This is a genomic window from Streptomyces varsoviensis (assembly GCF_000718635.1).
Classification (GTDB): domain Bacteria; phylum Actinomycetota; class Actinomycetes; order Streptomycetales; family Streptomycetaceae; genus Streptomyces; species Streptomyces varsoviensis.
This window is the reverse complement of record NZ_JOBF01000022.1, coordinates 145,030-169,381: the sequence shown is the minus strand read 5'-3', so window position 1 is coordinate 169,381 and position 24,352 is coordinate 145,030. Positions and strand designations below refer to the sequence as shown.

General features: G+C 73.0%; 19 protein-coding genes. 13 read left to right on the top strand and 6 right to left on the bottom strand.

Annotated features, from left to right (window positions below):
- Nucleotides 1–77: 77 nt before the first annotated feature.
- The 6 genes from scy (at nt 78) to IF55_RS27485 (ending at nt 10,419) form a co-directional block, all read left to right on the top strand.
- The gene (scy, locus tag IF55_RS27510; RefSeq protein WP_211270043.1) at nt 78–4,652 is read left to right on the top strand and encodes a polarized growth protein Scy; all 4,575 of its coding nucleotides are present in this window, start codon (nt 78–80) and stop codon (nt 4,650–4,652) included.
- A gap of 114 nt (nt 4,653–4,766) precedes the next feature.
- Nucleotides 4,767–5,702, top strand: a complete 936-nt coding sequence (locus IF55_RS27505; protein ID WP_030889736.1) for a coiled-coil domain-containing protein — start codon at nt 4,767–4,769, stop codon at nt 5,700–5,702.
- 193 nt (nt 5,703–5,895) lie between these two features.
- The gene (locus tag IF55_RS27500) at nt 5,896–6,942 is read left to right on the top strand and encodes an ABC transporter ATP-binding protein (protein ID WP_048832539.1); all 1,047 of its coding nucleotides are present in this window, start codon (nt 5,896–5,898) and stop codon (nt 6,940–6,942) included.
- A 2-nt stretch (nt 6,943–6,944) separates the two neighbouring features.
- Complete coding sequence (locus tag IF55_RS27495) at nt 6,945–7,715, top strand: ABC transporter permease (protein ID WP_030889729.1); 771 nt, start codon at nt 6,945–6,947, stop codon at nt 7,713–7,715.
- Between the two features lie 560 nt (nt 7,716–8,275).
- The gene (locus tag IF55_RS27490) at nt 8,276–9,430 is read left to right on the top strand and encodes an ABC transporter ATP-binding protein (protein WP_030889726.1); all 1,155 of its coding nucleotides are present in this window, start codon (nt 8,276–8,278) and stop codon (nt 9,428–9,430) included.
- Nucleotides 9,427–10,419, top strand: coding sequence for an ABC transporter permease (locus tag IF55_RS27485; protein ID WP_078645307.1), 993 nt, complete (start codon nt 9,427–9,429; stop codon nt 10,417–10,419). Before IF55_RS27490 ends, IF55_RS27485 begins: the two co-directional genes overlap by 4 nt.
- Nucleotides 10,420–10,460: 41 nt before the next feature.
- Here the strand turns inward: IF55_RS27485 and IF55_RS27480 are convergent, their stop codons facing one another.
- On the bottom strand, nt 10,461–10,793 hold the full coding sequence (locus IF55_RS27480; protein WP_030889721.1) for a hypothetical protein: 333 nt from the start codon (nt 10,791–10,793) through the stop codon (nt 10,461–10,463).
- 205 nt (nt 10,794–10,998) lie between these two features.
- Between IF55_RS27480 and IF55_RS27475 the strand changes: the two genes are divergently transcribed.
- Nucleotides 10,999–12,024 carry an LLM class flavin-dependent oxidoreductase gene (locus IF55_RS27475; protein WP_030889718.1) on the top strand — a complete coding sequence of 342 codons (1,026 nt, stop codon included), beginning with the start codon at nt 10,999–11,001 and terminating at the stop codon, nt 12,022–12,024.
- 69 nt (nt 12,025–12,093) lie between these two features.
- On the opposite strand, the gene IF55_RS27470 is transcribed toward IF55_RS27475, so the two are convergent.
- Nucleotides 12,094–12,486: an SCO5389 family protein gene (locus IF55_RS27470; RefSeq protein WP_030889715.1), complete on the bottom strand. Its 393-nt coding sequence runs from the start codon at nt 12,484–12,486 to the stop codon at nt 12,094–12,096.
- 209 nt (nt 12,487–12,695) lie between these two features.
- On the opposite strand from IF55_RS27470, the gene nucS reads away from it, so the two are divergent.
- Nucleotides 12,696–13,358: an endonuclease NucS gene (gene nucS, locus IF55_RS27465; RefSeq protein WP_030889712.1), complete on the top strand. Its 663-nt coding sequence runs from the start codon at nt 12,696–12,698 to the stop codon at nt 13,356–13,358.
- Nucleotides 13,359–13,554: 196 nt separating this feature from the next.
- On the opposite strand, the gene IF55_RS27460 is transcribed toward nucS, so the two are convergent.
- From IF55_RS27460 to IF55_RS27450, 3 genes are all read right to left on the bottom strand, one after another.
- A complete protein-coding gene (locus IF55_RS27460) occupies nt 13,555–16,131 on the bottom strand; it encodes an ATP-binding protein (RefSeq protein WP_030889710.1) in 2,577 nt (858 codons plus the stop codon).
- Nucleotides 16,132–16,387: 256 nt separating this feature from the next.
- Entirely contained in the window at nt 16,388–16,711 is a 324-nt protein-coding gene (locus tag IF55_RS27455) for an STAS domain-containing protein (RefSeq protein WP_030889708.1), read from the bottom strand.
- Between the two features lie 149 nt (nt 16,712–16,860).
- Nucleotides 16,861–17,709: a 3-hydroxyacyl-CoA dehydrogenase family protein gene (locus tag IF55_RS27450; protein WP_030889706.1), complete on the bottom strand. Its 849-nt coding sequence runs from the start codon at nt 17,707–17,709 to the stop codon at nt 16,861–16,863.
- Nucleotides 17,710–17,953: 244 nt separating this feature from the next.
- Between IF55_RS27450 and IF55_RS27445 the strand changes: the two genes are divergently transcribed.
- Together IF55_RS27445 and IF55_RS27440 are read left to right on the top strand one after the other, a co-directional pair.
- Nucleotides 17,954–18,526, top strand: coding sequence for a cob(I)yrinic acid a,c-diamide adenosyltransferase (locus IF55_RS27445; protein WP_030889704.1), 573 nt, complete (start codon nt 17,954–17,956; stop codon nt 18,524–18,526).
- Nucleotides 18,527–18,611: 85 nt separating this feature from the next.
- The gene (locus IF55_RS27440; RefSeq protein WP_030889701.1) at nt 18,612–19,109 is read left to right on the top strand and encodes a VOC family protein; all 498 of its coding nucleotides are present in this window, start codon (nt 18,612–18,614) and stop codon (nt 19,107–19,109) included.
- A 13-nt stretch (nt 19,110–19,122) separates the two neighbouring features.
- Here IF55_RS27440 and IF55_RS27435 read toward each other — a convergent pair whose 3' ends face one another.
- Nucleotides 19,123–19,749 (bottom strand): hypothetical protein, encoded by a 627-nt coding sequence (locus IF55_RS27435; RefSeq protein WP_245661447.1) that lies wholly within the window; start codon nt 19,747–19,749, stop codon nt 19,123–19,125.
- 159 nt (nt 19,750–19,908) lie between these two features.
- On the opposite strand from IF55_RS27435, the gene IF55_RS27430 reads away from it, so the two are divergent.
- The 3 genes from IF55_RS27430 (at nt 19,909) to IF55_RS27420 (ending at nt 24,249) form a co-directional block, all read left to right on the top strand.
- A complete protein-coding gene (locus tag IF55_RS27430) occupies nt 19,909–21,111 on the top strand; it encodes a sensor histidine kinase (protein WP_030889695.1) in 1,203 nt (400 codons plus the stop codon).
- Complete coding sequence (locus IF55_RS27425; RefSeq protein ID WP_030889692.1) at nt 21,108–21,791, top strand: response regulator; 684 nt, start codon at nt 21,108–21,110, stop codon at nt 21,789–21,791. Before IF55_RS27430 ends, IF55_RS27425 begins: the two co-directional genes overlap by 4 nt.
- Before the next feature lie 133 nt (nt 21,792–21,924).
- The gene (locus IF55_RS27420) at nt 21,925–24,249 is read left to right on the top strand and encodes a glycoside hydrolase family 18 chitinase (protein ID WP_030889688.1); all 2,325 of its coding nucleotides are present in this window, start codon (nt 21,925–21,927) and stop codon (nt 24,247–24,249) included.
- Nucleotides 24,250–24,352 lie beyond the last annotated feature (103 nt).

Sequence of the window (24,352 nt, the reverse complement as noted above, 5' to 3'; positions counted from 1 at the left end):
ATTTCCTCGGAAGGGCCGGCTCCGCGTTCGAACGAGCACGCAGGACGGAGCAGGCCGCCAACGCGACCAGGGGACGGATGGACCGCGCAGTGCGGGGCGACGACCGCTACGAGCCTGAAGACCACCTCTCGAAGTTCGAAGCCGAGATGAAGCGGCTGCGAACCGAGCGGGAGAAGGCCGTTCAGCACGCCGACGACCTCGGCTATCAGGTCGAGGTGTTGCGCGCCAAGCTGCACGAGGCGCGCCGCAGCCTCGCGGCACGCCCTGCCTACGACAGCGGCGACCTCGGCTACCAGGCCGAGCAACTGCTCCGTAACGCGCAGATCCAGGCCGATCAGCTCCGTACGGACGCCGAGCGCGAGGTGCGCGAGGCCCGGGCGCAGACGCAGCGGCTGCTCCAGGAGCACGCCGAGCGGCAGGCCCGGCTCGAATCCGAGCTGCACGCCGAGGCCGTGGCCCGCCGCCAGCGGCTCGACGAGGAGCTGGCGGAGCGCCGCCGCACCGTCGAGTCGCACGTCAACGAGAACGTGGCGTGGGCCGAGCAGTTGCGCGCCCGCACCGAGGGCCAGGCCCGCCGGCTGCTGGACGAGTCGCGGGCCGAGGCCGAGCAGGCGGTCGCCACGGCCCACGCGGAGGCCCAGCGGCTGACCGAGCGCGCCCGGGAGCGGCTCAACTCCGCCGCCGAGGACGCCCGCGCCGAGGCCGAGGCCATACTGCGGCGGGCCCGTACGGACGCGGAGCGGCTGCTGACCGCCGCCTCCACGCAGGCGCAGGAGGCCACCGACCACGCCGAGCGGCTGCGCACCGGCGCCGCCGGGGAGTCCGAGGAGGCCCGCCGGCGCGCCGCGGAGCTGACGCGGGCCGCCGAGGCGCGGATGCGGGAGGCCGAGACGGCGCTGCGCGAGGCGCGCGCCGAGTCGGAGAAGCTGGTCTCGGAGGCGACGGAGGCCGCGGCGAAGCGGCTGGCCGGCGCCGAGTCGGAGAACGAGCAGCGCACCCGTACCGCCAAGGCGGAGATCGCCCGGCTGGTCGCCGAGGCCACCAAGGAGGCCGAGGCGCTGCGCGCCGAGGCCGAGCAGGAGCGCGACGACGCCCGGGCGAAGGCGGAGCGGCTGGTCGCGGAGGCCGCCGAGGCGGCCCGCAGCGCCGCCGCCGAGGACTCCGCGGCGCAGCTCGCGAAGGCCGCCCGGCAGGCCGAGGAGGTGCTGACCAAGGCGTCCGAGGACGCGCAGGCCACCACCAAGGCCGCCGCGGCCGAGGCGGAGCGCATCCGCCGGGAGGCCGAGGCGGAGTCCGACCGGCTGCGCGAGCAGGCCGCGGAATCCGCCGAGCAGCTCAAGGGCGCGGCGAAGGACGACACGAAGGAGTACCGCGCCAAGACCGTCGAGCTCCAGGAGGAGGCGCGGCGGCTGCGCGGGGAGGCCGAGCAGTTGCGCTCGGAGGCGGTCGCCGAGGGCGAGCGGCTGCGCACGGAGGCGCGGCGCGAGGCGGTCCAGCAGATCGAGGAGGCGGCCCGTACCGCCGAGGAGCTGCTGACGAAGGCGAAGTCCGACGCGGAGGAGACCCGCGGCGGCGCGAGCGCCGACAGCGAGCGGGTACGGGCCGAGGCGGCCGAGCGGGCCGCGGCGCTGCGCAAGCAGGCCGAGGACACCGTCGAGAAGGCCCGCGCGGAGGCCGAGGAGACCCGCGCGGAGGCCGCGAGCCAGGCCGAACTGACGCGCGCGGAGGCCGAGGAGACGGCCCGTCGGACGCGGGAGGAGGCCGAGCGGGGCGCCGAGGCGCTGCGCGAGGAGGCCGCGGCGGAGCTGACGCGGCTGCGCGAGGAGGCCGAGACGCGGGTCGCCGCGGCGGAGACCGCGCTGGACGAGGCCCGTGCCGAGGCCAAGCGGCTGCGCAAGGAGGCGTCCGAGGAGACGGAGCGGCTGCGCTCGGAGGCCGCGGAGCGGCTGCGCACGCTCCAGCAGCAGGCGGAGGCCGAGGCGGAGCGGGTACGCGCCGAGGCGGTCGAGGAGGCGGCGAGCGCCCGCTCCGAGGGCGAGGCCGCGGCCGTGCGGCTGCGGGAGCGGGCCACGGCGGAGGCGGAGCGGCTGCGGGTCGAGGCCAAGGAGGCCGCCGACCGGGTGCGGAGCGAGGCGAGCGCCGCGGCGGAGCGCACCGAGGCGGAGGCCGCCGAGGCGCTGACGGCCGCTCAGGAGGAGGCGGCCCGGCGCCGCCGGGAAGCCGAGCAACTCCTCGGCGACGCCCGCTCCGAGGCGCAGGCCGAGCGCGAACAGGCCCACGAGCAGAGCGAGGAGCTGCTGGCCTCGGCCCGTAAGCGGGTCACGGAGGCGCAGGAGGAGGCGCAGCGGCTGTCCGCGGAGGCCGAGACGCGGGCGAGCGAGCTGGTCGCCGCGGCGGAGCAGACCGCGCAGCAGGTGCGGGACTCCGTGGCGGGCCTGCACGAGCAGGCCGAGGAGGAGATCTCCGGGCTGCGGTCGGCCGCCGAGCACAACGCGGAGCGCACCCGCACGGAGGCGCAGGAGGAGGCGGACCGGGTCCGCGCCGACGCGTACGCCGAGCGGGAGCGGGCCGCCGAGGACGCCGCGCGGGTCCGCAAGGAGGCCAAGGAGACCGCGGAGGCCGCCGACGCCGCGGCGGAGCGCACGGTCGCGGAGGCCACGGCCGAGGCGGAGCGGCTGACCGCCGAGGCGACGGCGGCGCTGGACGAGGCGCGGGAGGCGGCGAACGCCCGCCGCACGGAGGCCGCCGAGCAGGCCGACGAACTCCTCGCGATGGCGACGGAGGAGGCCGACCAGCAGCGCGCGGCGGCCGCCGAGACCGTCGAGAACGCCCGTACGGAGGCGGAGCGGCTGCTGGAGGAGGCGCGCGAGGCGGGCGACGCCCGGCGCGCCGAGGCCGCCGAGCAGGCCGACGCGCTGGTCACGGAGGCCACGGCGGAGGCGGAGCGGCTGCGCGCCGAGGCCGCGACGGCGCTGGAGGAGGCCCGCGCGGCGGCTGAGGAGCTGCGCGCGCAGGCCACCGCGTACTCCGACCAGTTGGTCGAGGACGCCACGGCGGAGGCCGAGCGGCTGCGCGCCGAGGCCACGACGACGCTGGAAGAGGCCCGCGAGGCCGCCGTGACGCACCGCGCGGAGGCCTCCGCGCACGCCGAGAAGGTCGTCGCGGACGCCACGGCGCGGGCCGAGCGGATGGTGGCGGACGCCTCCGCCAAGGCCCAGCAGTTGCGTACGGACGCCTCGGACGCGCTCGCCTCCTCGGAGCAGGACGCGAACCGCACCCGCGCCGAGGCCCGCGACGACGCGAACAAGATGCGCGCCGAGGCCGCCCAGCAGGCGGAGGGGGTGCGCGCGGAGGGCCGCGCCGAGGCCGAGCGCATCATCAACGAGGCCACGGAGCTGACCTCGTCGGCGCAGGAGGACGCGGACCGCATCCTCGACGAGGCGCGGGAGGCGGCGAACGCCCGCCGCACGGAGGCCGCCGAGCAGGCCGACCGGCTGATGTCGGAGGCGCTGACCGAGGCCGAGGCGCTGGTCACCGACGCCACGGCGAAGGCGGAGAAGCTGGGCGCGGACGCCGCCGAGGCGCTGGAGACCGCGCAGGCCGAGGCGGACCGTACGCTCGACGAGGCCCGCGAGGCGGCGGGCGCGCGCCGGAGCGAGGCGGCCGAGCAGGCCGACGCGCTGATCGCCGAGGCCACGAAGGAAGCGGACCGGCTGCGCGCCGAGGCCGCCGAGACGGTCACCTCCGCGCAGGAGCACGCGGCCCGTACCCGCGCCGAGGCGGAGCGCGTCAAGGCGGCGGCCGAGGAGGAGGCGGAGCGGCTGCGCGCCGAGGCGGCGGCGCAGGCGCAGGAGGCGCTGGACGAGGCGCGCCAGGAGTCGTCCAAGCGCCGCAACGACGCCGCGCGGCAGGCGGACCAGTTGGTCGCCAAGGCCCAGGAGGAGGCCGTACGGGCGGCGACGGCCGCCGAGGAGCAGGCCGACACCATGGTCGGCGCGGCCCGCAAGGAGGCCGAGCGGATCGTCACGGAGGCCACCGGCGAGGGCAATGCGCTGGTCGAGCAGGCCCGTACGGACGCGAACACGCTGCTGGCCGAGGCGCGCGGGGACGCGACGGCCATAAGGGAGCGGGCGGAGGAGCTGCGGGCCCGGATCGAGGCCGAGGTCGAGGAGTTGCACGACCGGGCCCGGCGCGAGGCGTCGGAGGCGATGCAGTCGGCGGGCGAGCGCTGCGACAAGCTGGTGGCGGCGGCGACCGAACAGCTCGCGGAGGCCAAGGAGAAGGCGGAGAAGCTGGTCTCGGACGCCGGCAGCGAGGCGAGCAAGGTCCGTATCGCCGCGGTGCGCAAGGCGGAGGGGCTGCTCAAGGAGGCCGAGCAGAAGAAGGCCGATTCGATCCGGGAGGCGGAGCGGCTGCGCGCCGAGGCCACCGCGGAGGCCCAGCGGATCGTGGACGAGGGCAAACAGGAACTGGAGGTGCTGGTACGTCGCCGCAAGGACATCAATACCGAGATTTCCCGCGTTCAGGACGTGTTGGAGGCGTTGGAGTCATTCGAGTCACCGAACGCCGCCGGGGGTAAGGACGGCGGCGGCGTCAAGGCGGCGGCCGGAGCGGGTTCCACCCGTACGAGTGGCAAGCAAAGCGATAACTAGCCACTCGAATGAGCGGACATTCTCCAGACCAATCGGACGTTGACTCGATGACACGCCGTTCGCACCCCTAGGATTCCCTCTATCACCTCACCGGTCTCTTTCGACAGGAACCCCATGAGCGACACTTCCTCCCCCTTCGGCTTCGAGCTCGTGCGGCGTGGATACGACCGCGGCCAGGTGGACGACCGCATTACCAAGCTCGTCGCCGACCGTGACAGTGCACTGGCCCGTATCACCTCTCTGGAAAAGCGGATCGAGGAGCTGCACCTCGAAACGCAGAACGCCCAGGCCCAGGTCAACGACGCGGAGCCGTCCTACGCCGGGCTCGGCGCCCGTGTCGAGAAGATCCTTCGGCTGGCCGAGGAAGAGGCCAAGGATCTGCGCGAGGAGGCCCGCCGCGCCGCCGAGCAGCACCGGGAGCTGGCCGAGTCCGCCGCCCAGCAAGTGCGCAACGACGCCGAGGCGTTCGCCGCCGAGCGGAAGTCGAAGGCCGAGGACGAGGGCGCCCGGATCGTCGAGAAGGCGAAGAGCGACGCCTCCACCCTGCGTGCCGAGGCGCAGAAGGACGCGCAGTCCAAGCGCGAGGAGGCGGACTCCCTCTTCGAGGAGACCCGCGCCAAGGCCGCTCAGGCCGCCGCCGACTTCGAGACGAACCTGGCCAAGCGCCGCGAGCAGTCCGAGCGCGACCTGGCGGCCCGTCAGGCGAAGGCGGAGAAGCGGCTGGCGGAGATCGAGCACCGCGCCGAGCAGCTCCGCCTGGAGGCCGAGAAGCTGCGTACGGACGCGGAGCGCCGGGCCCGGCAGACGGTGGAGACCGCGCAGCGCCAGGCCGAGGACATCGTGGCCGACGCGAACGCCAAGGCGGACCGTATCCGCAGCGAGTCCGAGCGGGAGCTGGCGGCGCTCACCAACCGCCGCGACTCCATCAACGCCCAGCTCACCAACGTCCGCGAGATGCTCGCGACGCTGACCGGCGCCGCGGTGGCCGCGGCCGGCTCGCCCGGCGACGACGAGGTCACGCGCGGCGTCCCCGCGCAGCAGACCCGCTGACGCCGGGCTGGGCTCGTCCGGGCACGGCTGGGCTCGGCTGGGCTCGTCGGGGCTCGGTGATGCGACAGGGAGCGCCCCCGCTCCGCCCTTGCGGCGGCGGGGGCGCTCCGGTGCGTAGGGGCCCCTGGAGTAGGCTCCGGCCGCCGTCCGGCCAGGGGTGGCGGAGGCCCGCATACCCCCTTAGCGTGAACGCATGATCGAGCTTGAGGGGCTGAGCAAGCGATACGGCGACAAGCTCGCCGTGGACGATCTCACGTTCACCGTGCGGCCCGGGATGGTCACCGGCTTCCTGGGGCCCAACGGCGCGGGGAAGTCCACGACGATGCGGATGATGCTGGACCTGGACAACCCGACCAGCGGCAGCGTACGGATCGACGGCAAGCACTACGCGCAGCTCACGGACCCGCTGCGGTCCATCGGGGCGCTGCTCGACGCGAAGGCGATGCACGGCGGCCGGACCGCGTACAACCATCTGCTGTGTCTGGCGCAGAGCAATGGCATCCCCACCGCCCGGGTGGGCGAGGTGCTGGAAATGGTCGGCCTGTCCGGGGTCGCGAAGAAGCGTTCCAAGGGATTCTCGCTCGGCATGGGACAGCGGCTCGGGATCGCGGGCGCGCTGTTGGGCGACCCGGAGATCCTGATGTTCGACGAGCCGGTCAATGGGCTCGACCCCGAGGGCATCCACTGGATTCGCAATCTGATGAAGTCGCTGGCCGCGCAGGGCCGTACGGTCTTCGTCTCCAGCCACTTGATGAGTGAAATGGCGCTCACCGCCGAGCATTTGGTCGTCATCGGCCAGGGGCGGTTGATGGCCGACACATCGATGGCCGAGTTCATTCGCGAGAATTCTCGTTCATACGTACGAATCAGTTCGCCGGAGTACGAGCGGCTGCTCGATGTGCTGGAGAGCGCCGGAATCACCGCGGTGACCGCCTCCGACGGCCATCTGGAAGTGGACGGCGTGGCCGCTTCGACGCTCGGCGAGCTGGCGGCCGAGCACCGGCTCGTACTGCACGAGCTGAGCCCGCAGCAGGCGTCCCTGGAGGAGGCCTTCATGCAGCTCACCGCCGGGTCCGTCGAGTACCACGCGCACTCGTCGGCGACGGGGCTCGCGGCGGAGGCGCCGATTCCGCCGGAGGCGGGCGCGGGTTACGCGGAGGGAGCGCCGCCGGCGGCCGGGTGGGGTGCGGGCTGGGAGCGGGAGCGCGAGAACCGGAAGAACCGGAAGAGGGGCCTCTGACGATGGCGGTCGTGCAACAGGTCCTCCGGTCGGAGTGGACCAAGATCAAATCGGTGCGGTCCACGGCGTGGACGCTGGGCCTCGCGGCCGTGGTGACGATCGCGCTCGGCGCGCTCATCAGCGCCGTGTCCGCGAACAGCTTCGACACCATGTCGCAGGAGGACCAGCTCACCTTCGACCCGACGCTCATCAGTTTCGCCGGCACCGGGCTCGGCCAGCTCGCGATGATCGTCTTCGGGGTGCTGGTGGTCTCCAACGAGTACAGCACCGGCATGATCCGCACCTCGCTGGCGGCCGTACCGCAGCGCGGCACGTTCCTCTTCGGCAAGGTCGCGGTCGCCACGGTGCTCGCCCTCGTCGTCGCCATGGTGACGTCGTTCCTGACGTTCTTCATCGGCCAGGCCATGCTGGGCGACCACAAGGCGACCCTCGGCGACCCCGGGGTGCTGCGCGCGGTCATCGGCGGCGGGCTCTACATGACGCTCATCACGATGTTCTCCATGGGCATCACCGCGGTGCTGCGCAGCCCGGTCCTCTCGCTCGGCATCCTCATGCCGTTCTTCTTCCTGATCACCAACATCCTCGGCACCGTCTCCGCCACCAAGAAAGTCGGCCAGTACTTTCCCGACCAGGCCGGCGGAAAGATCATGCAGACCGTGCCGACCAGTGACGATGCGCCCTACGGGCCGTGGGGCGGGTTCGGGATCATGGCGCTTTGGGTGGTGGCGGCGCTGGTGTTCGGGTATGTGACGCTTCGGCGGCGCGATGCGTAGCAGCTCCGCTGGGGTTGGGGCCTTGCACCTGCGGGTGCGTGGGGGTTTTTCGCGCAGTTCCCCGCGCCCCTGCTGGGGCGGGTCGTAGCCCGGCTGCGGGTGCGTCTGGGTTGAGCGCGCAGTTCCCCGCGCCCCTCCTGGGCTGGGGCGTACGTCGCCTGCGGGTGCGATTGGGTTGAGCGCGCAGTTCCCCGCGCCCCTGCTGGGCCGAGGGCGTACGTCACCTGCGGGTGCGTTGTGGCTGGGCGCGCAGTTCCCCGCGCCCCTCCTGGGCCGAGGGCGTACGACGCCTGCGGGTGCGTCTGGGTTGAGCGCGCAGTTCCCCGCGCCCCTGCTGGGCCGAGGGCGTGCGACGCCTGCGGGTGCGTTTGGGTTGAGCGCGCAGTTCCCCGCGCCCCTCCTGGGGCGGGGGCGTTCCTCGCGCCCCTTTTGGGGCGGGGTGTGCGGCATCTGTGGGGGTGTTCCTGCCTCATTCTCATTTAACGGGAACCGTCAATGCGTGGTTATCCTCCTAACGCTTACGGGGGCGTGCGCCCCGACCATCTCGTGAGGGGCGGAGAATGATCGAGGCAGCCGGCCTGACGAAGCGCTACGGCGCCAAGACGGCCGTGTACAACCTGTCGTTCCAGGTGCGGCCGGGGACCGTCACCGGATTTCTGGGGCCGAACGGCTCGGGGAAGTCGACGACGATGCGCATGGTCCTCGGTCTGGACCAGCCCACCTCGGGACGGGTCACCATCGGCGGTCACCCCTTCCGCGAGCTGCCCAACGCACCGCGCCAGGTCGGCGCCCTGCTCGACGCCAAGGCGGTGCACGGCGGCCGGAGCGCCCGGCAGCACCTGCTCTGCCTCGCGCAGCTCTCCGGCATCCCCGCGCGCCGCGTGGACGAGGTGCTCGGCGTCGTCGGACTCCAGGACGTCGCGCGGCGCCGGTCCAAGGGGTTCTCGCTGGGCATGGGCCAGCGGCTCGGGATCGCGGCGGCGCTGCTCGGCGACCCGCAGGTGCTGCTGTTCGACGAGCCCGTCAACGGTCTGGACCCGGAGGGCATCCTGTGGGTCCGCAACCTGATGAAGTCGCTGGCCGCCGAGGGCCGCACGGTCTTCGTCTCCAGCCACCTGATGAGTGAGATGGCTCTCACCGCCGAGCACCTGATCGTCATCGGCCGCGGCCAGCTCCTGTCCGACATGAGCGTCAAGGACTTCATCTCGCAGAACTCGGCGGACTTCGCGCGCGTCCGCACCCCCGACACGGAGCCGGAGCTGCGCGAGAAGCTGACCGCCGCGCTCATCGAGGCGGGCGGCCAGGTGCTGCCCGAGCAGGACGGCGGGCTGCGGGTCACCGGGCTGCCGCTGCCGCGGATCAGCGATGTGGCGCACGACGTGGACGTACGGCTGTGGGAGCTCTCGCCGCACCAGGCGTCGCTGGAGGAGGCGTACATGCGGCTCACGCAGGGCGCGGTCGACTACCGCTCCACGGCCGACCAGCGGATCGGCCTGCACCAGCAGGTGCCCGCCGGGTACACGCCGGTCGGCTACAACCCGGCCGACAGTTGGGGCGCGCAGGCCGCCGGCGCGCCCCAGCCGGGCGGCGGGTACGGGCAGCCCGGCGCGCAGCCCAATCCGTACGCGGCACCCCAGCCGCAGGCTCCGCCGCAGCCCCCGCGGAGTCCCGCCCCGGCCGATCTGAACAAGCGCGACAACGAGGACGCCCGATGACGACCCCGAACCAGCAGCAGGCCCCCCAGGAGCCCGTGCCGCCGCAGGGGCCGCACGCCGCTCACGCCCCGCAGCAGCCCCCGGCCGCGCCCGCGCAGCCGTACGGGCAGCCTCCCGTGCCGCAGGGTCCCCCGCCGCAGCAGCAGTGGCAGGGCCAGTACCCCGGCCCGTACGAGAACCAGGGGCAGCTCTACGGCTACGCCTCGCCGATCCCCGTGCGCCAGGCGAACCTCGGCGACGCCCTCGTCTCCGAGTGGACCAAGATCAAGTCGGTCCGGTCGACGATGTGGACGCTCGGCGTGATGGTCGCCCTCGTCATCGGCATCGGCCTGCTCGTCGCGGTGGCCGTCGGCGCCCAGGGCAACGAGGTCCACACGCCGCTGCCGAGCTTCGGCTTCTTCGGCGTGCTGCTCGGCTCGATCTGCGTGATCACGCTCGGCGCGCTCACGATGACCTCGGAGTACGGCACGGGGATGATCCGTACGACGCTGACCGCCTGCCCGAGCCGGGGCCGGGTGCTCGCCGCGAAGGGCCTGATCTTCTTCGCGGTGGCGTTCGTGATCACCCTCGTCACCACCACGCTCGTCGCGCTGATGCACTCCGCGCTGCTCAGCGGCACCGTCACCGACGCGGCGGACACCGGCGCCTGGCTGCGGGCGACGGTCGGCGTGAGCCTGTACGTCGCGACCCTCGGCCTGCTGGCGATGGCCGTCGGCACGCTGCTGCGGCACTCCGCGGGGGCCGTCACCGTCATGCTCGGCGTGGTGCTGCTGCCGCTGGTGCTGGGCCTGTTCATGTTCTCCGAGAGCCTGGAGAAGGTCCGCGAGTTCCTGTTCCTGTACTCGATCCCCAGCCAGCTCGGCGGGTTCTACGGCACCGCGGTCGGGGACGAGGGGCCGACGGGCTGGACGCCGCTGTGGATCATGCTGGGCGTCACGGCGGTCGTGATGGGCGGCGCGTACGCCTCGCTGACCAAGCGCGACGTCTGAAGGCATCCGAGAAGCCAGGAGAGAAGAGAAGCCGCGGCCCGTCAGTACCGCGGCGCGTTACGGGACCGCTGGAGCCGCGCGCTCCGGCGGTCCCGCGCGTTCCAGCAGGCCTTGTGCCAGTGCCGCCGGTCGTCCACGCCGCCGTGGTCGGGCCAGGCGACGACGTGCGGCACGCCGGGCGGGATCTCCTGGTCGCAGCCGGGGCAGCGGTAGTGCTTGGCCGCGGCGCCGCCGCCGACCATGCGGACGATCCACGGCTCGCCGCGCCAGTCCTCCGAGCGCTCCAGTCCGTACCGCTCGCTGGGGGCGCCGCCCTCGTCTCGCGCGGCGGATTTGTCGGCGCCGCCTCGCGGGCGGTTTCGGCGCGGGGACACGGGACACCTCATGGGGGTCTGGAGAGCTACGGGGCGTCACCAGGTTACGCGTCAGGGTCACCGCTCCGGGTACACGTAGGGCAGCCGCTCCCCTGGTCCCCCTCTGATCATCATGAAAGTTTATGCGAAGCCGTGCCCTTGGCACGTGTCACACGTTGTTGCCTACAGGGGGATGTCGCGTCGGTCGCTAGGAGGCGTAAGAGCGATGCGCGTTGGAGCTTTCGTCCTGGCAGCGCAGTTCCCCGGCCAGGGGCACGGGGAGGCGCTGCACCGGGCCGTACGGACCGCGGAGGTCGCCGAGGAGGCGGGGCTGGACGACGTCTGGCTCGCCGAGCACCACTTCGTGCCGTACGGCGTCTGCCCGTCCGCGATCACCCTCGCCGGGCTGCTGCTCGGCCGTACCCGCCGGATCGGCGTCGGCACCGCGGTCAGCGTGCTGCCGTCGGCGCACCCCGTCGCCCTGGGCGAGCAGGCGGCGCTGCTGCACCTCGTCTCCGGCGGCCGGTTCACCCTCGGGGTGGGGCGCGGCGGGCCGTGGGTGGATCTGGAGGTCTTCGGATCGGGGCTCGGCGCGTACGAGTCGGGCTTCCCGGAATCCCTCGAATTGCTGACGCGCTGGCTGCGTGAGCCGAGAGTGGCGGCGGATGGGGAGCGGTACGCCTTCCGCGAGGTCGCCGTCGTGCCGCGCGCGGACGAGCTGCCGGAGCTCGCCGAGCCACCCGTGATCGTCGCCTGCACGTCGCCGAAGACGGCGCGGCTCGCGGCCGAGCGCGGGCTGCCGATGCTGCTGGGCATGCACTGCGGGGACGACGAGAAGGCGGAGATGGTGGCCCTGTGGCGGCGGCACGCGCTGGCCGCGGGCCGCTCGCCCGAGGAGGTCGCGGCGGCCGGGCATGTGTCGGCCGGGGTCGTGCAGATCGCGGACGAGCCCGGCGCGGCGGCGGAGACGCTGCGCAAGTCGATGCCCGGCTGGCTGCGCCAGGGGCTGGCCGCCCATGTCACGGTCCACGGTGAGCGGCGGCCGATGCGGGACCCGGTGGCCTACACGGAGCTGCTGTGCGACCTGCACCCGGTCGGCCCGCCGCGGCTGTGCGCGGACCGCCTGGCGGCCTCGGCCGAACGCACCGGCGTCCGGCGGTTCGCCCTCCTCGCGGAGGGCTCGGGCGATCTCGCGGCGACGGAGGAGAACGTCCGCCGGCTCGGCGCCGAGGTGCTCCCGCTGCTCGGCTGACCGGGCCGGGGTGCTGCCGCCCTGGTGAGTGAACGCACCTCCCGCACACCGGGCGGCAGCGACGTCACCTCAGCAGTCCCGGAGCTCCGGCGACTGGTTCAGCAACTGGCCCCGCACCGAGGTGAAACGGGCGAGACGGTCGTCGGCCGCCGGGTCGAGCGGGAAGACCGCGACCCGGTGGCAGTTCTGGAAGGCCAGACGGACCCCGAAGTGCCGCTGGAGGGCGCCGCGGATCGCGTCACTCGCCAGCGCGCGCAGCAGTTGGCCGCGCGCCTGCTCGTTCGGGGGAGGCGTCTGGTTGTCGGCGAACTCGCCACCATCGACCTTGAGCTGGGCCACCAGGGAGCTGACCATCTCCCATGCGTAGGGCAGGGAGGTCCGGACGCAGTCGACGAATTCGGCTTCGTCGACCTCGCCTCGCTCGGCCTGTTCGAGGAGGGCCGGTGAGACGTCGAGCGACATGGGTTCTCCTCTCGCGACCCCGCGAGCGGGGTCTAAGGGATGGGCGGACGGTCGACAACGGAGAGTGCCCGTACGGCGACCGCCCCCTTCAACGGTAATTCGGCCACTGCCGACGCACCAGGAGAATGCGCCGACAACCGGCCATCGCCGTTTGGGTTCATCCGGGGCGAATCGCGTGGACGGCCCGGCGTCGAGTAGCGTGGCCGACCATGCGTCTCGTCATCGCCCGTTGCTCCGTGGACTACGCGGGCCGGCTCACCGCCCATCTCCCCTCGGCTCCGCGGCTCATCCTCGTGAAAGCCGACGGCAGTGTCTCCATTCACGCCGATGACCGGGCCTACAAGCCCCTCAACTGGATGTCGCCGCCCTGCACGCTGAAGGAGGGCGACGGCGATGTGTGGACCGTGGTGAACAAGGCGGGCGAGAAGCTCATCATCACCATGGAGGAGGTTCTGCACGATTCCTCGCACGAACTCGGCGTCGATCCCGGGCTCATCAAAGACGGCGTGGAAGCACATCTGCAGGAGCTCCTCGCCGATCGGATCGAGACACTTGGCGAGGGCTGGACGCTGATCCGGCGCGAATACCCCACCGCCATCGGCCCGGTGGACATCCTCTGCCGGGACGCGGACGGCGCGACGGTGGCCGTGGAGCTCAAGCGGCGCGGCGAGATCGACGGCGTCGAGCAGCTCACGCGCTACCTCGAACTCCTCAACCGGGACCCGCACCTCGCCCCGGTCAAGGGCATCTTCGCGGCCCAGGAGATCAAGCCCCAGGCGCGGGTGCTGGCCACCGACCGCGGCATCGGCTGCGTCGTGCTGGACTACGACGCGCTGCGCGGGATCGAGGACGACAAGCTCCGCCTCTTCTGAGCGCCATCTGGGCCTCTGGCCCTCTTTTGAGTACTAACCGCTCTTTTCAGACCGAGCCGTGAGTGTTACGGGCCGTACGGGAGGCTCCCGTACGGCCCGTTCCCATTCCGCTTCCGTCACGCCGCGTACGGGCCGGGGCGGGCCCATGAAGCCCATGAAGCCCCTGGAGCGGGGCCCCGGGCCCGTACGGCGGGTGCTAGGCGGTCCTCGACGCGGTGGGCGCCCCGGGGCCCGAGTGCGTCTGTGACGCGGGGGCCGACTGGGACGCCGACTGCGTCACCGTCTGGCTGGTCGACGGGCCGGTCGTCGGGGACTGCGGCGTCGTCGGCTCCTGCGTCGGCTTCGTCGGCGAGTCCGTCGGGGTCGGCTTGCCCGTCGGGCTCTGCGTGTGCGTCGGCGGGTTCGTGGGCCGCGACGGGGAGCCCGTCGGCTCGGTGGTGCCGTCCGTCGGCCGCGACGGCGAGGACGGCGTGTGCGAAGGCTCCCCGCTGCCGGTCGGGTCGTCCGGTGACGCGCTGCCCGACGGGCTCGGCGTCTGGGAGGGCCCGTCCGTGCTGGTCGTGGGCCCCGGCTTGCCGGCGGTGCCGGTGTGTCCCGGCGCGCCGCCGCGCCCGTTCTGGCCGCCGCCCGGCTTGTCGGCGGTCAGGCCGTCGTCGCCGTCCTGCTGGGCCGCCGACTGGCCGGGCTTGACCTTGTCGGAGGGGCCCTTGTCGCCGCCCGAGGTGGCCCCGAGGGTGACCACGGTGCCCAGGACCGCCGCGAGCAGCACGCCCGCGCCCGCCGCGACCAGGTTGCGCCGGGTGCCGCCGACGACCGTCTTGCGCGCCGGGGGCGGCGGCGGTACCGGGCTCGGGGCCGCTCCCCCGTCGGCGGCGAGCCGGGTGATGATCGTCGTCGTGTTGTCGTCGGGGCCGGCGGCGGCCGGCGGCGCCGAGAGGCCGCCGGGCGGCGACGCCGACTCCTCGGACCGCGCGTCCGGGACCTCCTCCCCCGCGGGCGTGTACCCGTCGGGCGTCGGCGGCGTCACGACGGGCCGCCCGGAGCGGTCCGCGACCAGGGCGAGCGCCCTGCGGCCGGCGACCGTGCCGCGCCGGTCGGCGAGCACGCCGCGCAGCCCGATGGACGCCTCCAGCTCGGCGCGGGCCCGGTCGAGGTTGCCGGTGCAGAGCGCGAGGATGCCCAACTCGTGGTGGAAGTACGCCTCTTCGGCGACCTCGCCGGCGATCCGGGCGGCCTCCTGCCCGTACCGCAGGCTGCGCTCCCAGGCGCTCCAGTGCAGCGCGGCGGCGAAGGCGGGCGCCGCCGTACGGGCCAGCAGCACGGCCGCGGCCGGGTGCCCGGCCTCCCTGCCGGCCACGAGGACGCCCATCGCGGCGAGGATCGCGTCGGCCTCGACCGCGATGCGCTCGGGGGTGACCGAGGGGTGCCCGGCCCACCAGGCGTAGTGCTGGGCGGCGAGCTGCGCGTGGGTGGCGGTGTCGGTGCCGTACCCGGCGGCCTGGAGCTGGGCGAGGACGCCGCCCGCCAGCCGGTAGTGGGCGCCGGCGGGGGTGATGAGCCCGCAGTCGATCAGCTCGCCGAGCGCGGCGTCGGCGTGGGCGTCCCCGACGAGGGCGGGGAGGTGCGCCTGGTGCGGGAGTTCGCCGCCGAGCGCCACGGCGATGCGCAGGGTGTCCTGGCCGGTCTCGCTGAGGCGGGCGGCGAGCAGCGCGGCGGGTTCGGCGGCCTCGGCGGTGGAGGGCAGCGGGACGCCGCTGCCGCCGGCCGCGTCGGCCGGCCGCTCGCCGAAGACGCTGTAGTCGCCCTGCTCGTCGAGGGAGGCGGCGTCGGCTCCGGAGCCGGCGCGGGCCGCGTCGCGCTGCCGCAGCAGCGCCCCGGCCTGTACGTACCGCAGCGGCAGCCCCTCGGACTCGAACCACAGGTCCGCCGCCCAGCCCGCCTCGTCCGCGGCCGGGGGCCGGCGCACGGCCCGCGCCAGCAGTTCCAGCCAGGTCTCGCGGCCGAGCCCGCCGAGGAAGACCTCTTCGAGGTGCGAGTCGGCGGAGGGCGCGGCGACGTCCGGAGTGGCGGCGATCAGGAAGGCGCACTCGGGGGTCGCGTCGAGGAGGTCGTCGAGCGCGGCGCCGCCGAATTCGAGGTCGTCGAGGACGACCACGGCCCCGATCCGGCCCACCAGGGCGAGGAGTTCGTCGCGGTCGGGGCGGTGCGGCGGGGCGCGGTGGACGGCGGCGAAGAGGTCGTACAGGAGGTCGGTGGAGGTGCGCCGGTAGCCGGAGAGGCGTACGACGCCGTCCGGGGCGAGGGTCGCGCAGTCCTCGGCGACGGCGTCGAGGAGCGTGGTGCGGCCCGCTCCGGGCGGCCCGGTGAGCCGTACGGACCGGCCGCGGGCCAGCAGCCGGACGAGCCGTTCGCGCTCCTCCTCGCGGCCCAGGAAGGGCAGTTCGGAGCCGGTGGTCCCGGGCGGGGGCGGCGGGGCCGCCGCCCGGCGCAGTTCGGCGCGCTCCTCCGGCAGGTGCTTGTCCGGGTGGCCGGGGCGGTCGGCCGGCGGGCAGACCTCGATCTCGCTGCCGTCCACGGGGTTGATCGTGAGGAGGTAGTCGCCGGCGATGAGCTGCGCGGTGCGGGCGAGCGCCGGGGCGTCGCCGCCGGGGCCCTGCGCGGTCCGCTCGTGCGCGGCCGGCCGCGGGGCGCCGTTCGTCGGTGTACGGCCGTCCCGGCGCTCGTCGCCGTCGCGGCCCTTGTGGTCTTCCGGTCCCCGGTCCATCGGGTCCATGGTCAAGCCCCCCAGATGCGTGGCGTGCCGTATTGCCCTCCCGGCCTGTCCGCACGCTCGCCGTCGCTTCTGGTCCGGTGCCCGCCGTAGGCTTTCGGAAAGCGGCGGGGACACCGAACCCTAAACCTTCCCACAGTATCCCCGCACCTGAGGGGTGTCGCGCCGGGCGGGACGTCACAGTCCGATGGCGGATTGACAGGACACGTCCTGATCTGGTCACCACCCCGCGCCGGTCCGGCCGGACGCGGCGGGGGTGTCAGACGCGCGGCAGCGACTCCGCCTCGATGCCGCCCTCGATGGCGAGGATGCGGTGCAGCCGCGTGGCGACCAGGAGGCGCTGCATCTGCGGCGGCACGCCGCGCAGCACGAGCCGCCGGCCCGTGCGGCCCGCGCGGCGGTGCGCGCCCATGATGACCCCGAGCCCGGTGGCGTCCCAGGAGTCCAGCTCGGTGAGGTCCAGGACCAGATCGCCGCGGCCGGAGTCGACGGCGGCGTGCAGGGCCGTACGGGCGTCCGCCGCGCTGCGGACGTCGAGGCGGCCCCCGACGACCAGCTCGGCGTGGTCGCCCCTGATATGCATATGCGCTCCCCGGATCCGGTACGTGATGTTGCCTCCGTGTCTACAGAACTGACTGCCTCTCATCCCGCAAAGTTGCCGTCTGTAAGCGAACCGATACCGAATTCACCCCTCGGGGTGATCCCGAAGTGGATGGTCCGCACAACCGCCTCTCAGTGCTGATAGAAGCCCTGGCCGCTCTTGCGGCCGAGGTCCCCCGCGTCGACCATGCGGCGCATGATCTCCGGCGGTGCGAACTTCTCGTCCTGGGACTCCGTGTAGATGTTGTCCGCGGCGTGCAGCAGGATGTCGACGCCCGTGAGGTCGGCGGTGGCCAGCGGGCCCATCGCGTGCCCGAAGCCCAGCTTGCAGGCGGTGTCGATGTCCTCCGCGGTGGCCACCCCGGACTCGTACAGCTTGGTCGCCTCGACGACCAGGGCCGAGATGAGGCGGGTGGTCACGAACCCCGCGACATCCCGGTTGACGACGATGCAGGTCTTGCCGACGCCCTCGGCGAACTCCCGCACGGCGGCGAGGGTTTCGTCACTCGTCTTGTACCCCCGGACGAGCTCGCACAACTGCATCATGGGCACGGGCGAGAAGAAGTGGGCGCCGACGACCCGCTCCGGGCGCTCCGTGGCGGCCGCGATCTTGGTGATCGGGATGGCCGAGGTGTTGGAGGCGAGCACGGTCTCGTCCCGGACCAGCCCGTCGAGGGTGCGGAAGATCTCCCGTTTGGTGTCGATGTTCTCGAAGACGGCCTCGACGACGATGTCGGCGTCGGCGGCGGCGTCGAGGTCGGTGGTGGTGGCGATGCGGCCGAGCGCGGCCTCGGCGTCGGCGGCCGCCAGCTTGCCCTTGGCGACGAACCGGTCGTACGACGTCTTGATGGCGTCCGTGCCGCGCGCCAGCGCCGCGTCGGTGACGTCGCGCAGGACGACGTCCCAGCCCGCCTGGGCGGAGACCTGGGCGATGCCGGAACCCATCAGGCCGGCTCCGATGACGGCGAGCTTCTTCGCCACGACACACACCTCTCCTCGACGCTGTTTGCCGGACCTTAACGCCCGTTCACCCTTCGTGGCAGCAGGGTGAGGTGCGCGTCACTGTGTGTTCTTCGCCGCATATCCGCCGCATATCCGCCGGGTGTCCACCGTGTAGTTGACGGCCCGTCCGCTGAGCTGGGACCGGCCGGATCTCGCCGTTCCGCCCCGTGACGGGCGGCACACATCCCGGCCGCGTGCCCGCTGCGTAGTTAGGCTCGTACACATGGTCAATCTGACGCGCATCTACACCCGCACCGGGGACGACGGCACCACCGCACTCGGCGACATGAGCCGCACCGTGAAGACGGACACCCGCATCGCGGCGTACGCCGACGCGAACGAGGCGAACGCCGCCATCGGGGTGGCCGTCGCGCTCGGGCAGTTGCCCGAGGAGGTCGTGAAGGTGCTCGTACGGGTCCAGAACGATCTCTTCGACGTGGGCGCCGACCTGTCGACCCCGGTCGTGGAGGACCCCGAGTTCCCGCCGCTGCGCGTCGAGCAGCCGTACATCGACAAGCTGGAGGCGGACTGCGACCGCTTCCTGGCGGAGCTGGAGAAGCTGCGCAGCTTCATCCTGCCGGGCGGCACGCCGGGCGCGGCCCTGCTGCACCAGGCGTGCACGGTGGTCCGGCGCGCTGAGCGCTCCACGTGGGCGGCGCTGGAGGTGCACGGCGACATCATGAACCCGCTGACCGCCACGTATCTCAACCGCCTCTCGGACCTGCTGTTCATCCTCGCGCGGACGGCCAACAAGGCGGTCGGGGACGTCCTGTGGGTCCCGGGCGGCGAGCGCTGACCACGCCGTCGGAGCACGTACGTACGACCGAAGGGGCCCCGCCCCGGGGCCCGTCACGCGCCACCTCGTACAACAGGAGAGATTGATGACGATCCGCCAGGTGAACCACATCGTCCTGTCCGTCAGCGACATCGAGGTCTCGACCCGCTTCTACCGCGACGTCCTGGGGCTGAAGGTGGTGGACAGCATCCCCGGGGACGGCCCCGTCCCCTTCATGGTCTTCCTGCGCACCGCGCAGGAGTCGGACAACCACCACGACCTGGGCCTGATCCGCGCCGAGGCGCCGGACGCGGTACGCCCCGACGCGGCCCCGCCGGGGCTGCTGCACGTCGCTTTCGAGGTCGGCACCCTGGACGAGCTGGCCGAGGTCAAGGAGCGGCTGGAGGCCGAGGGCCGGTTCAAGGAGACCTTCGACCAGGGGATGCACCTGTCGGTCTACGGCACCGACCCGGACGGGATCGAGATCGAGCTGCTGTGGCCGACACCCCGTGACTCCTGGACCTACGGCGAGCCGATCGTCCGCAAGCCGCTCGACCTCGACGAGGCGCGGCGGCGCTGGGGCGGCGCGGTCAGCGCCCGCTGAGGTCCCGTACCGCCTATTCCAGCTTCTTGCTGAACGAAGGCGACCGGTCCGTCTCACAGCCGGCCCCCTTGTGACCGAACGCCTCGCCGCCGGGCTCCGCGCCACCGCCCGGCGGCCGCTTCGGGAAGAACGTGTAGCTCCCCGCGATGATCAGGTTGATGCCGATCACCCAGACCATCTTCATCTGCCACGCGCGCAGCGAACCGGTGTCGCCGCCCTCCCCCACGTACCAGACGGCGCCCTGGAGCAGCGCCATCGCGACGACGGCGGCGAGGATCCAGCGGCCCGCGGTCTTCCACTCGTGCGCCGTGCGCGCCATGCCGTACTTCGGCGGCTTGGCGGGCCTGGGGGCGCCCGCCCAGCGGTGGGCCACATGCCCGTCGACCCACTTGATGGTCTGATGGCCGAGGCCCACCGTGAAGCCGATGTAGACGGCGGCGAGGCCGTGCTTCATGTCCGGCTCCGCGCCGTTCTTCAGGTCGATCGCGGTGACGGCGAGCAGGACCACCTCCAGGACCGGCTCCAGCAGCAGGACCGCGAGCCCCGCCCGTGGCATCTTCGCCAGGTAGCGCAGGCTCAGTCCCACGGCCAGCAGCACCCAGAAGGCCACCTCGCAGGCGACGATCAATGCGACGATCACGACTCTCTCCCGTCTCTCCCCTCCAGCGTCACCGGCGCCGCGGGCGTACGCGTCGTCGCCCGTGACGATCCGGCGCTGCATCCTTCGATGTAGTCGCCGGCCGGTACGCGCGCCCGCACGCCGACGCCCCCGGCCCGCCCCACGTGCTGTGATGGACCCATGCCCCGCCACCTTCCGGCCCGCCCGCACCGCCATGACGTGCTCATCGCGGCCGGCGGGCTGCTCGGCGGGCTCACGCTGTGGTTCCTCGGGCTGACCGGCGGCCGGCCGATCGACGGGTTCGCCGAGCCGCTGACCCTGGTGGCGCTCGCCGTGATGGCCGGGGCCGAGCTGCTGCGCCGCACCGCGCCGCAGACGGCGCTCGGCATCGGGGTCCTCGCGCTCGCCCTGGACCTGAGCACCAGCACGCTGATCGCCACCGTCGTGATGTTCACCGACTTGGTGTACGCGGCCGTGCTGTACGGCCCGCCGGCCGCCGCGCGCCGCGTCCCGCGCGGCTCCGAGCTGTTCACGGTGCTGGTGACGCTGGTGTCGCTGGCGGTGCTGCGCCGGCCCGAGGCGCTGCTCCTCGGCGTCGCGGCGGCGCTGGTGACCATCGCGCCCGCCTGGACGGGCGTCGGCATCCGGCAGTACCGGGACAGCGCGCGGGCGGCCCGGCTGGAGGCGGAGCGCACGGCGCTGCTGGCGGAGCTGGACCGGCGCGAGGCGGTCGGCGCGGAGCGCGCCCGGATGGCGCGGGAGCTGCACGACATGGTGGCCAACCACCTCTCGGCCATCGCCATCCACTCCACGGCCGCCCTGTCGATAGGCGAGCCGAAGGCGGCCGCCGACGCGCTGTCCGTGATCCGCGCGAACAGCGTGCAGGGGCTGGCGGAGATGCGCCGCCTGATCGGCCTGCTGCGGGACGCGGGCGGCGAGCAGGAGCCCGCCGCCGCCCCCCGGCTGGACGCCCTGGACGCGCTGGTCGAGCAGGCCCGTGCCAACGGCTCGGCGGCCGGGCTGCGCTTCGCCCTGCTCGACGAGCGCGCGCCGGGCCCGCTGCCGGCCCCCGTGGAGCTGGCGGCCTACCGCATCGTCCAGGAGTCGCTGACCAACGCCCTCAAGCACGCCGCGCCCGGCGAGGTGACGGTCCGCCTCGGCCGCCGCCCCGACGGCCCGCTGGAGGTCAGCGTGGCCAGCCCGTTCGGGGACCGGCCGGGGCCGCGCGCGCCCGGCTCGGGGGCGGGGCTGGTCGGGATGCGCGAGCGGGTGGCCCTGCTGGACGGGGAGTTCGAGGCGGGCCCGGTCGCGGACGGCAGTGACGATCGCAAGGCATGGCGCGTACGGGCCGTGCTCCCGCTGCACGAGAGAGGATCGCAGTGAGCGCAGAAACCCCCGGGGAGCCGGTCCGGGTGCTGGTGGCGGAGGACCAGTCGGCGGTACGGGCCGGGCTCGTCCTCATCCTCGGCTCGGCGCCGGGCGTCGAGGTGGCCGGGGAGGCGGCCGACGGCGAGGAGGCCGTGCGGCTCGCCCGTGAACTGCGCCCGGACGTCGTGCTGATGGATGTGCAGATGCCGCGCCTGGACGGCGTCTCGGCCACCCGGCGGATCACCGAGGAGCGGCTGGCCGACGTCCTCGTGCTGACCACCTTCGATCTCGACGAGTATGTCTTCGGTGCGCTGCGGGCGGGCGCGGCGGGGTTTCTGCTGAAGGACAGCGAGGCGGCCGAACTGGTCGCGGCCGTACGGACGGTGGCGCGCGGCGAGGGCATGATCGCCCCGGCCGTGACGCGCCGGCTGATCGCGGAGTTCGCGCGCCCGGCGCCGGCGCCCTCGCCGCACGCGCCCGATCCGGCCGTGCTGGAGGCGCTGACCCGCCGCGAGGGGGAGGTGCTGGTCTGCCTGGGCGAGGGGTGCTCGAACGCGGAGATCGCGCGGCGTCTCGATATGGCGGAGGCGACCGTCAAGACGCATGTCAGCCGCCTGCTCGCCAAGCTGGAGCTGCGCAGCCGGGTGCAAGCGGCGGTTTTGGCCCAGGAGTTGGGGCTGATCCGGCCCTCTTGACGTTGGTACAGACCTCTTGACCGCTGGTCCAGACCTTCTTACTCTCCCCTCACAACTGTGGTGAGCGTATTCACCGAGCCCACGCTCACCTGGCGGCACAGGTTCCCCATCGGACCTCTTCGAGGAGCACTCCTTGAGCACAGGAACCTTAGGACGCACCAATCGCTCCAGACGTACCGTCACCCGAGTCGGCGCGGCCCTCGCCTCGCTGCTCCTCCCCATCGCCGCACTCGTCGGCCTGACCGCGACGCCCGCGCAAGCGGCCACCGACGCCACGGCGGCCTTCGTGAAGACCTCCGACTGGGGCACCGGCTTTCAGGGCGAGTGGACCGTCAAGAACACCGGCACCTCCAGCATCAACGGTTGGACCGTCGAGTGGGACTTCCCCTCCGGCACCACCGTCGGCGCGTACTGGGACGCCCTGATCACCAGTTCCGGCACGCACTACACCGCGAAGAACCGCGAGTACAACGGCACCATCGAGCCCGGCGCCAGCGTCTCCTTCGGCTTCGTCGCGTCGGGCAACGGCGAGCCGAGCGGCTGCAAGCTCGACGGCGGCCCGTGCGACGGCTCCTCCCCCACCGACACCCCGCCGACCGCCCCCGGCCAGCCCACCACGACCGGCGTCACAGCCAGCACCATCTCGCTGACCTGGGCCGCCGCCACGGACGACAAGGGCGTCAAGAACTACGACGTCTACCGCGGCGACACCGTGGTCGGCACCGTCGGCGACACCTCCTTCACGGACACCGGGCTGAGCGCCGACACCGAGTACACGTACAAGATCGTCGCCCGCGACACGGCCGGCCAGACCGGCCCGGACTCGCCGTCGGCCACCTTCCGTACGAGCACCGGCGGCGGCACCGACAACCCGCCCTCCGCGCCCGGCGCCCCCCGGGCGACCGCGACCACCGACACCACGATCGCCCTCAAGTGGCCGGCGGCCACGGACGACAAGGGCATCAAGAACTACGACGTCTTCCGCGGCACCGTGAAGGTCGCGACCGTCGGCAAGCTCGCCTACACCGACACCGGGCTGACCCCGGGCACCGACTACACGTACACGGTCGTCGCCCGCGACACCGCCGACCAGGTCGGCCCCGCCTCCCCGCCGCTGACCGTGCGGACCACCGGCGGCGAGGAGCCGTCCACCGAGCGCATCAAGGCCGGCTACTTCGTGCAGTGGGGCATCTACGGCCGCGCCTACACCATGAAGAACCTGGTCTCGACGGGCGCCGCGGCCAAGCTCACCCACCTCAACTACTCCTTCTCCAACATCGACCCGAACAACCTCACCTGCCTCAACGGCGTCACCAAGGCCACCACCCCCAACCCGCAGGACCCCAACCAGGGCGACGGCGCGGGCGACTCCTGGGCCGACTACGAGAAGGGCTTCGGCGCGGGCGAGTCGGTCGACGGCGTCGGCGACACCTGGGACCAGCCGCTGGCCGGCAACTTCAACCAGCTCAAGAAGGTCCAGGCCAAGTACCCGAAGCTCAAGGCCCTCATCTCGATCGGCGGCTGGACGTACAGCAAGTACTTCTCGGACGTCGCCAAGACCGACGCCTCCCGGCAGAAGTTCGTGAAGTCCTGCATCGACATGTACATCAAGGGCGACCTGCCGGTCACCAACGGCCGCGGCGGCAAGGGCGCGGCGGCCGGGATCTTCGACGGCTTCGACATCGACTGGGAGTGGCCGGGCGCCGAGGGGCACGCCGGCAACCACATCTCCAAGGACGACAAGGCCAACAACACGCTGCTCTTCGCCGAGTTCCGCAAGCAGCTCAACGCCCTGTCCGCGGAGACCGGCAAGAAGTACCTGCTGACCGCCTTCACCCCGGCCGACCCCGCCAAGATCGACGCCGGCTGGGACATCACCACCAAGGACGGCACCCCCAGCGTCTTCGACTACATGGACTTCGCCAACGTCCAGGGGTACGACTTCCACGGCTCGGGCAGCGACAACAGTTGGGAGCCCAAGCGCACCGGCCACCAGGGCAACCTCTACCAGGACGCCAAGGACCCGTACGACACCAAGTTCAGCGTCGAGAAGACCGTGAACGCCTACCTCGACGCGGGCGTCAAGCCCAGCCAGGTGGCCCTCGGGCTCGCCTTCTACGGGCGCGGCTGGCAGCAGGTCGCGGACGGCGGCGCGAACGGCGTGTGGCAGACCGCGAACGGCGCGGCCCCCGGCCAGTTCCCGGAGGAAGCGGGCACCCGCGGCTACGACAACCTGATCGCGTCCGTACCGAACCTGAAGATCTACCACGACGAGCAGTCGGTGGCGACCTACGGCTACACCGGCAACAACGGCCAGTGGTGGACCTTCGACGACGTCTGGTCCATCAACAAGAAGACCGCCTGGCTCAAGACGAAGAAGCTCGGCGGCGCGATGATCTGGGAGATGACCGGTGACAGCGGCGCCCTGATGACCGCGGTGGACAACGGCCTGAAGTAACCGGGCCGCCATGAGACGGCCGGGGGCAGCGAGTCGCCCGCTGCCCCCGGTCTCGCGCGTACGGGCGTCTCGCGCGTACGGGCGTCCCGCGCGTACGGGCGTC

Bases quoted from the DNA above. Each gene is read 5' to 3' on its own strand.
- scy (WP_211270043.1), top strand. From the start codon at position 78: ATGGACCGCGCAGTGCGGGGCGACGACCGCTACGAGCCTGAAGACCAC.
- IF55_RS27505 (WP_030889736.1), top strand. From the start codon at position 4,767: ATGAGCGACACTTCCTCCCCCTTCGGCTTCGAGCTCGTGCGGCGTGGA.
- IF55_RS27500 (WP_048832539.1), top strand. From the start codon at position 5,896: ATGATCGAGCTTGAGGGGCTGAGCAAGCGATACGGCGACAAGCTCGCC.
- IF55_RS27495 (WP_030889729.1), top strand. From the start codon at position 6,945: ATGGCGGTCGTGCAACAGGTCCTCCGGTCGGAGTGGACCAAGATCAAA.
- IF55_RS27490 (WP_030889726.1), top strand. From the start codon at position 8,276: ATGATCGAGGCAGCCGGCCTGACGAAGCGCTACGGCGCCAAGACGGCC.
- IF55_RS27485 (WP_078645307.1), top strand. From the start codon at position 9,427: ATGACGACCCCGAACCAGCAGCAGGCCCCCCAGGAGCCCGTGCCGCCG.
- IF55_RS27475 (WP_030889718.1), top strand. From the start codon at position 10,999: ATGCGCGTTGGAGCTTTCGTCCTGGCAGCGCAGTTCCCCGGCCAGGGG.
- IF55_RS27470 (WP_030889715.1), bottom strand. From the start codon at position 12,486: ATGTCGCTCGACGTCTCACCGGCCCTCCTCGAACAGGCCGAGCGAGGC.
- nucS (WP_030889712.1), top strand. From the start codon at position 12,696: ATGCGTCTCGTCATCGCCCGTTGCTCCGTGGACTACGCGGGCCGGCTC.
- IF55_RS27460 (WP_030889710.1), bottom strand. From the start codon at position 16,131: ATGGACCCGATGGACCGGGGACCGGAAGACCACAAGGGCCGCGACGGC.
- IF55_RS27455 (WP_030889708.1), bottom strand. From the start codon at position 16,711: ATGCATATCAGGGGCGACCACGCCGAGCTGGTCGTCGGGGGCCGCCTC.
- IF55_RS27445 (WP_030889704.1), top strand. From the start codon at position 17,954: ATGGTCAATCTGACGCGCATCTACACCCGCACCGGGGACGACGGCACC.
- IF55_RS27440 (WP_030889701.1), top strand. From the start codon at position 18,612: ATGACGATCCGCCAGGTGAACCACATCGTCCTGTCCGTCAGCGACATC.
- IF55_RS27430 (WP_030889695.1), top strand. From the start codon at position 19,909: ATGCCCCGCCACCTTCCGGCCCGCCCGCACCGCCATGACGTGCTCATC.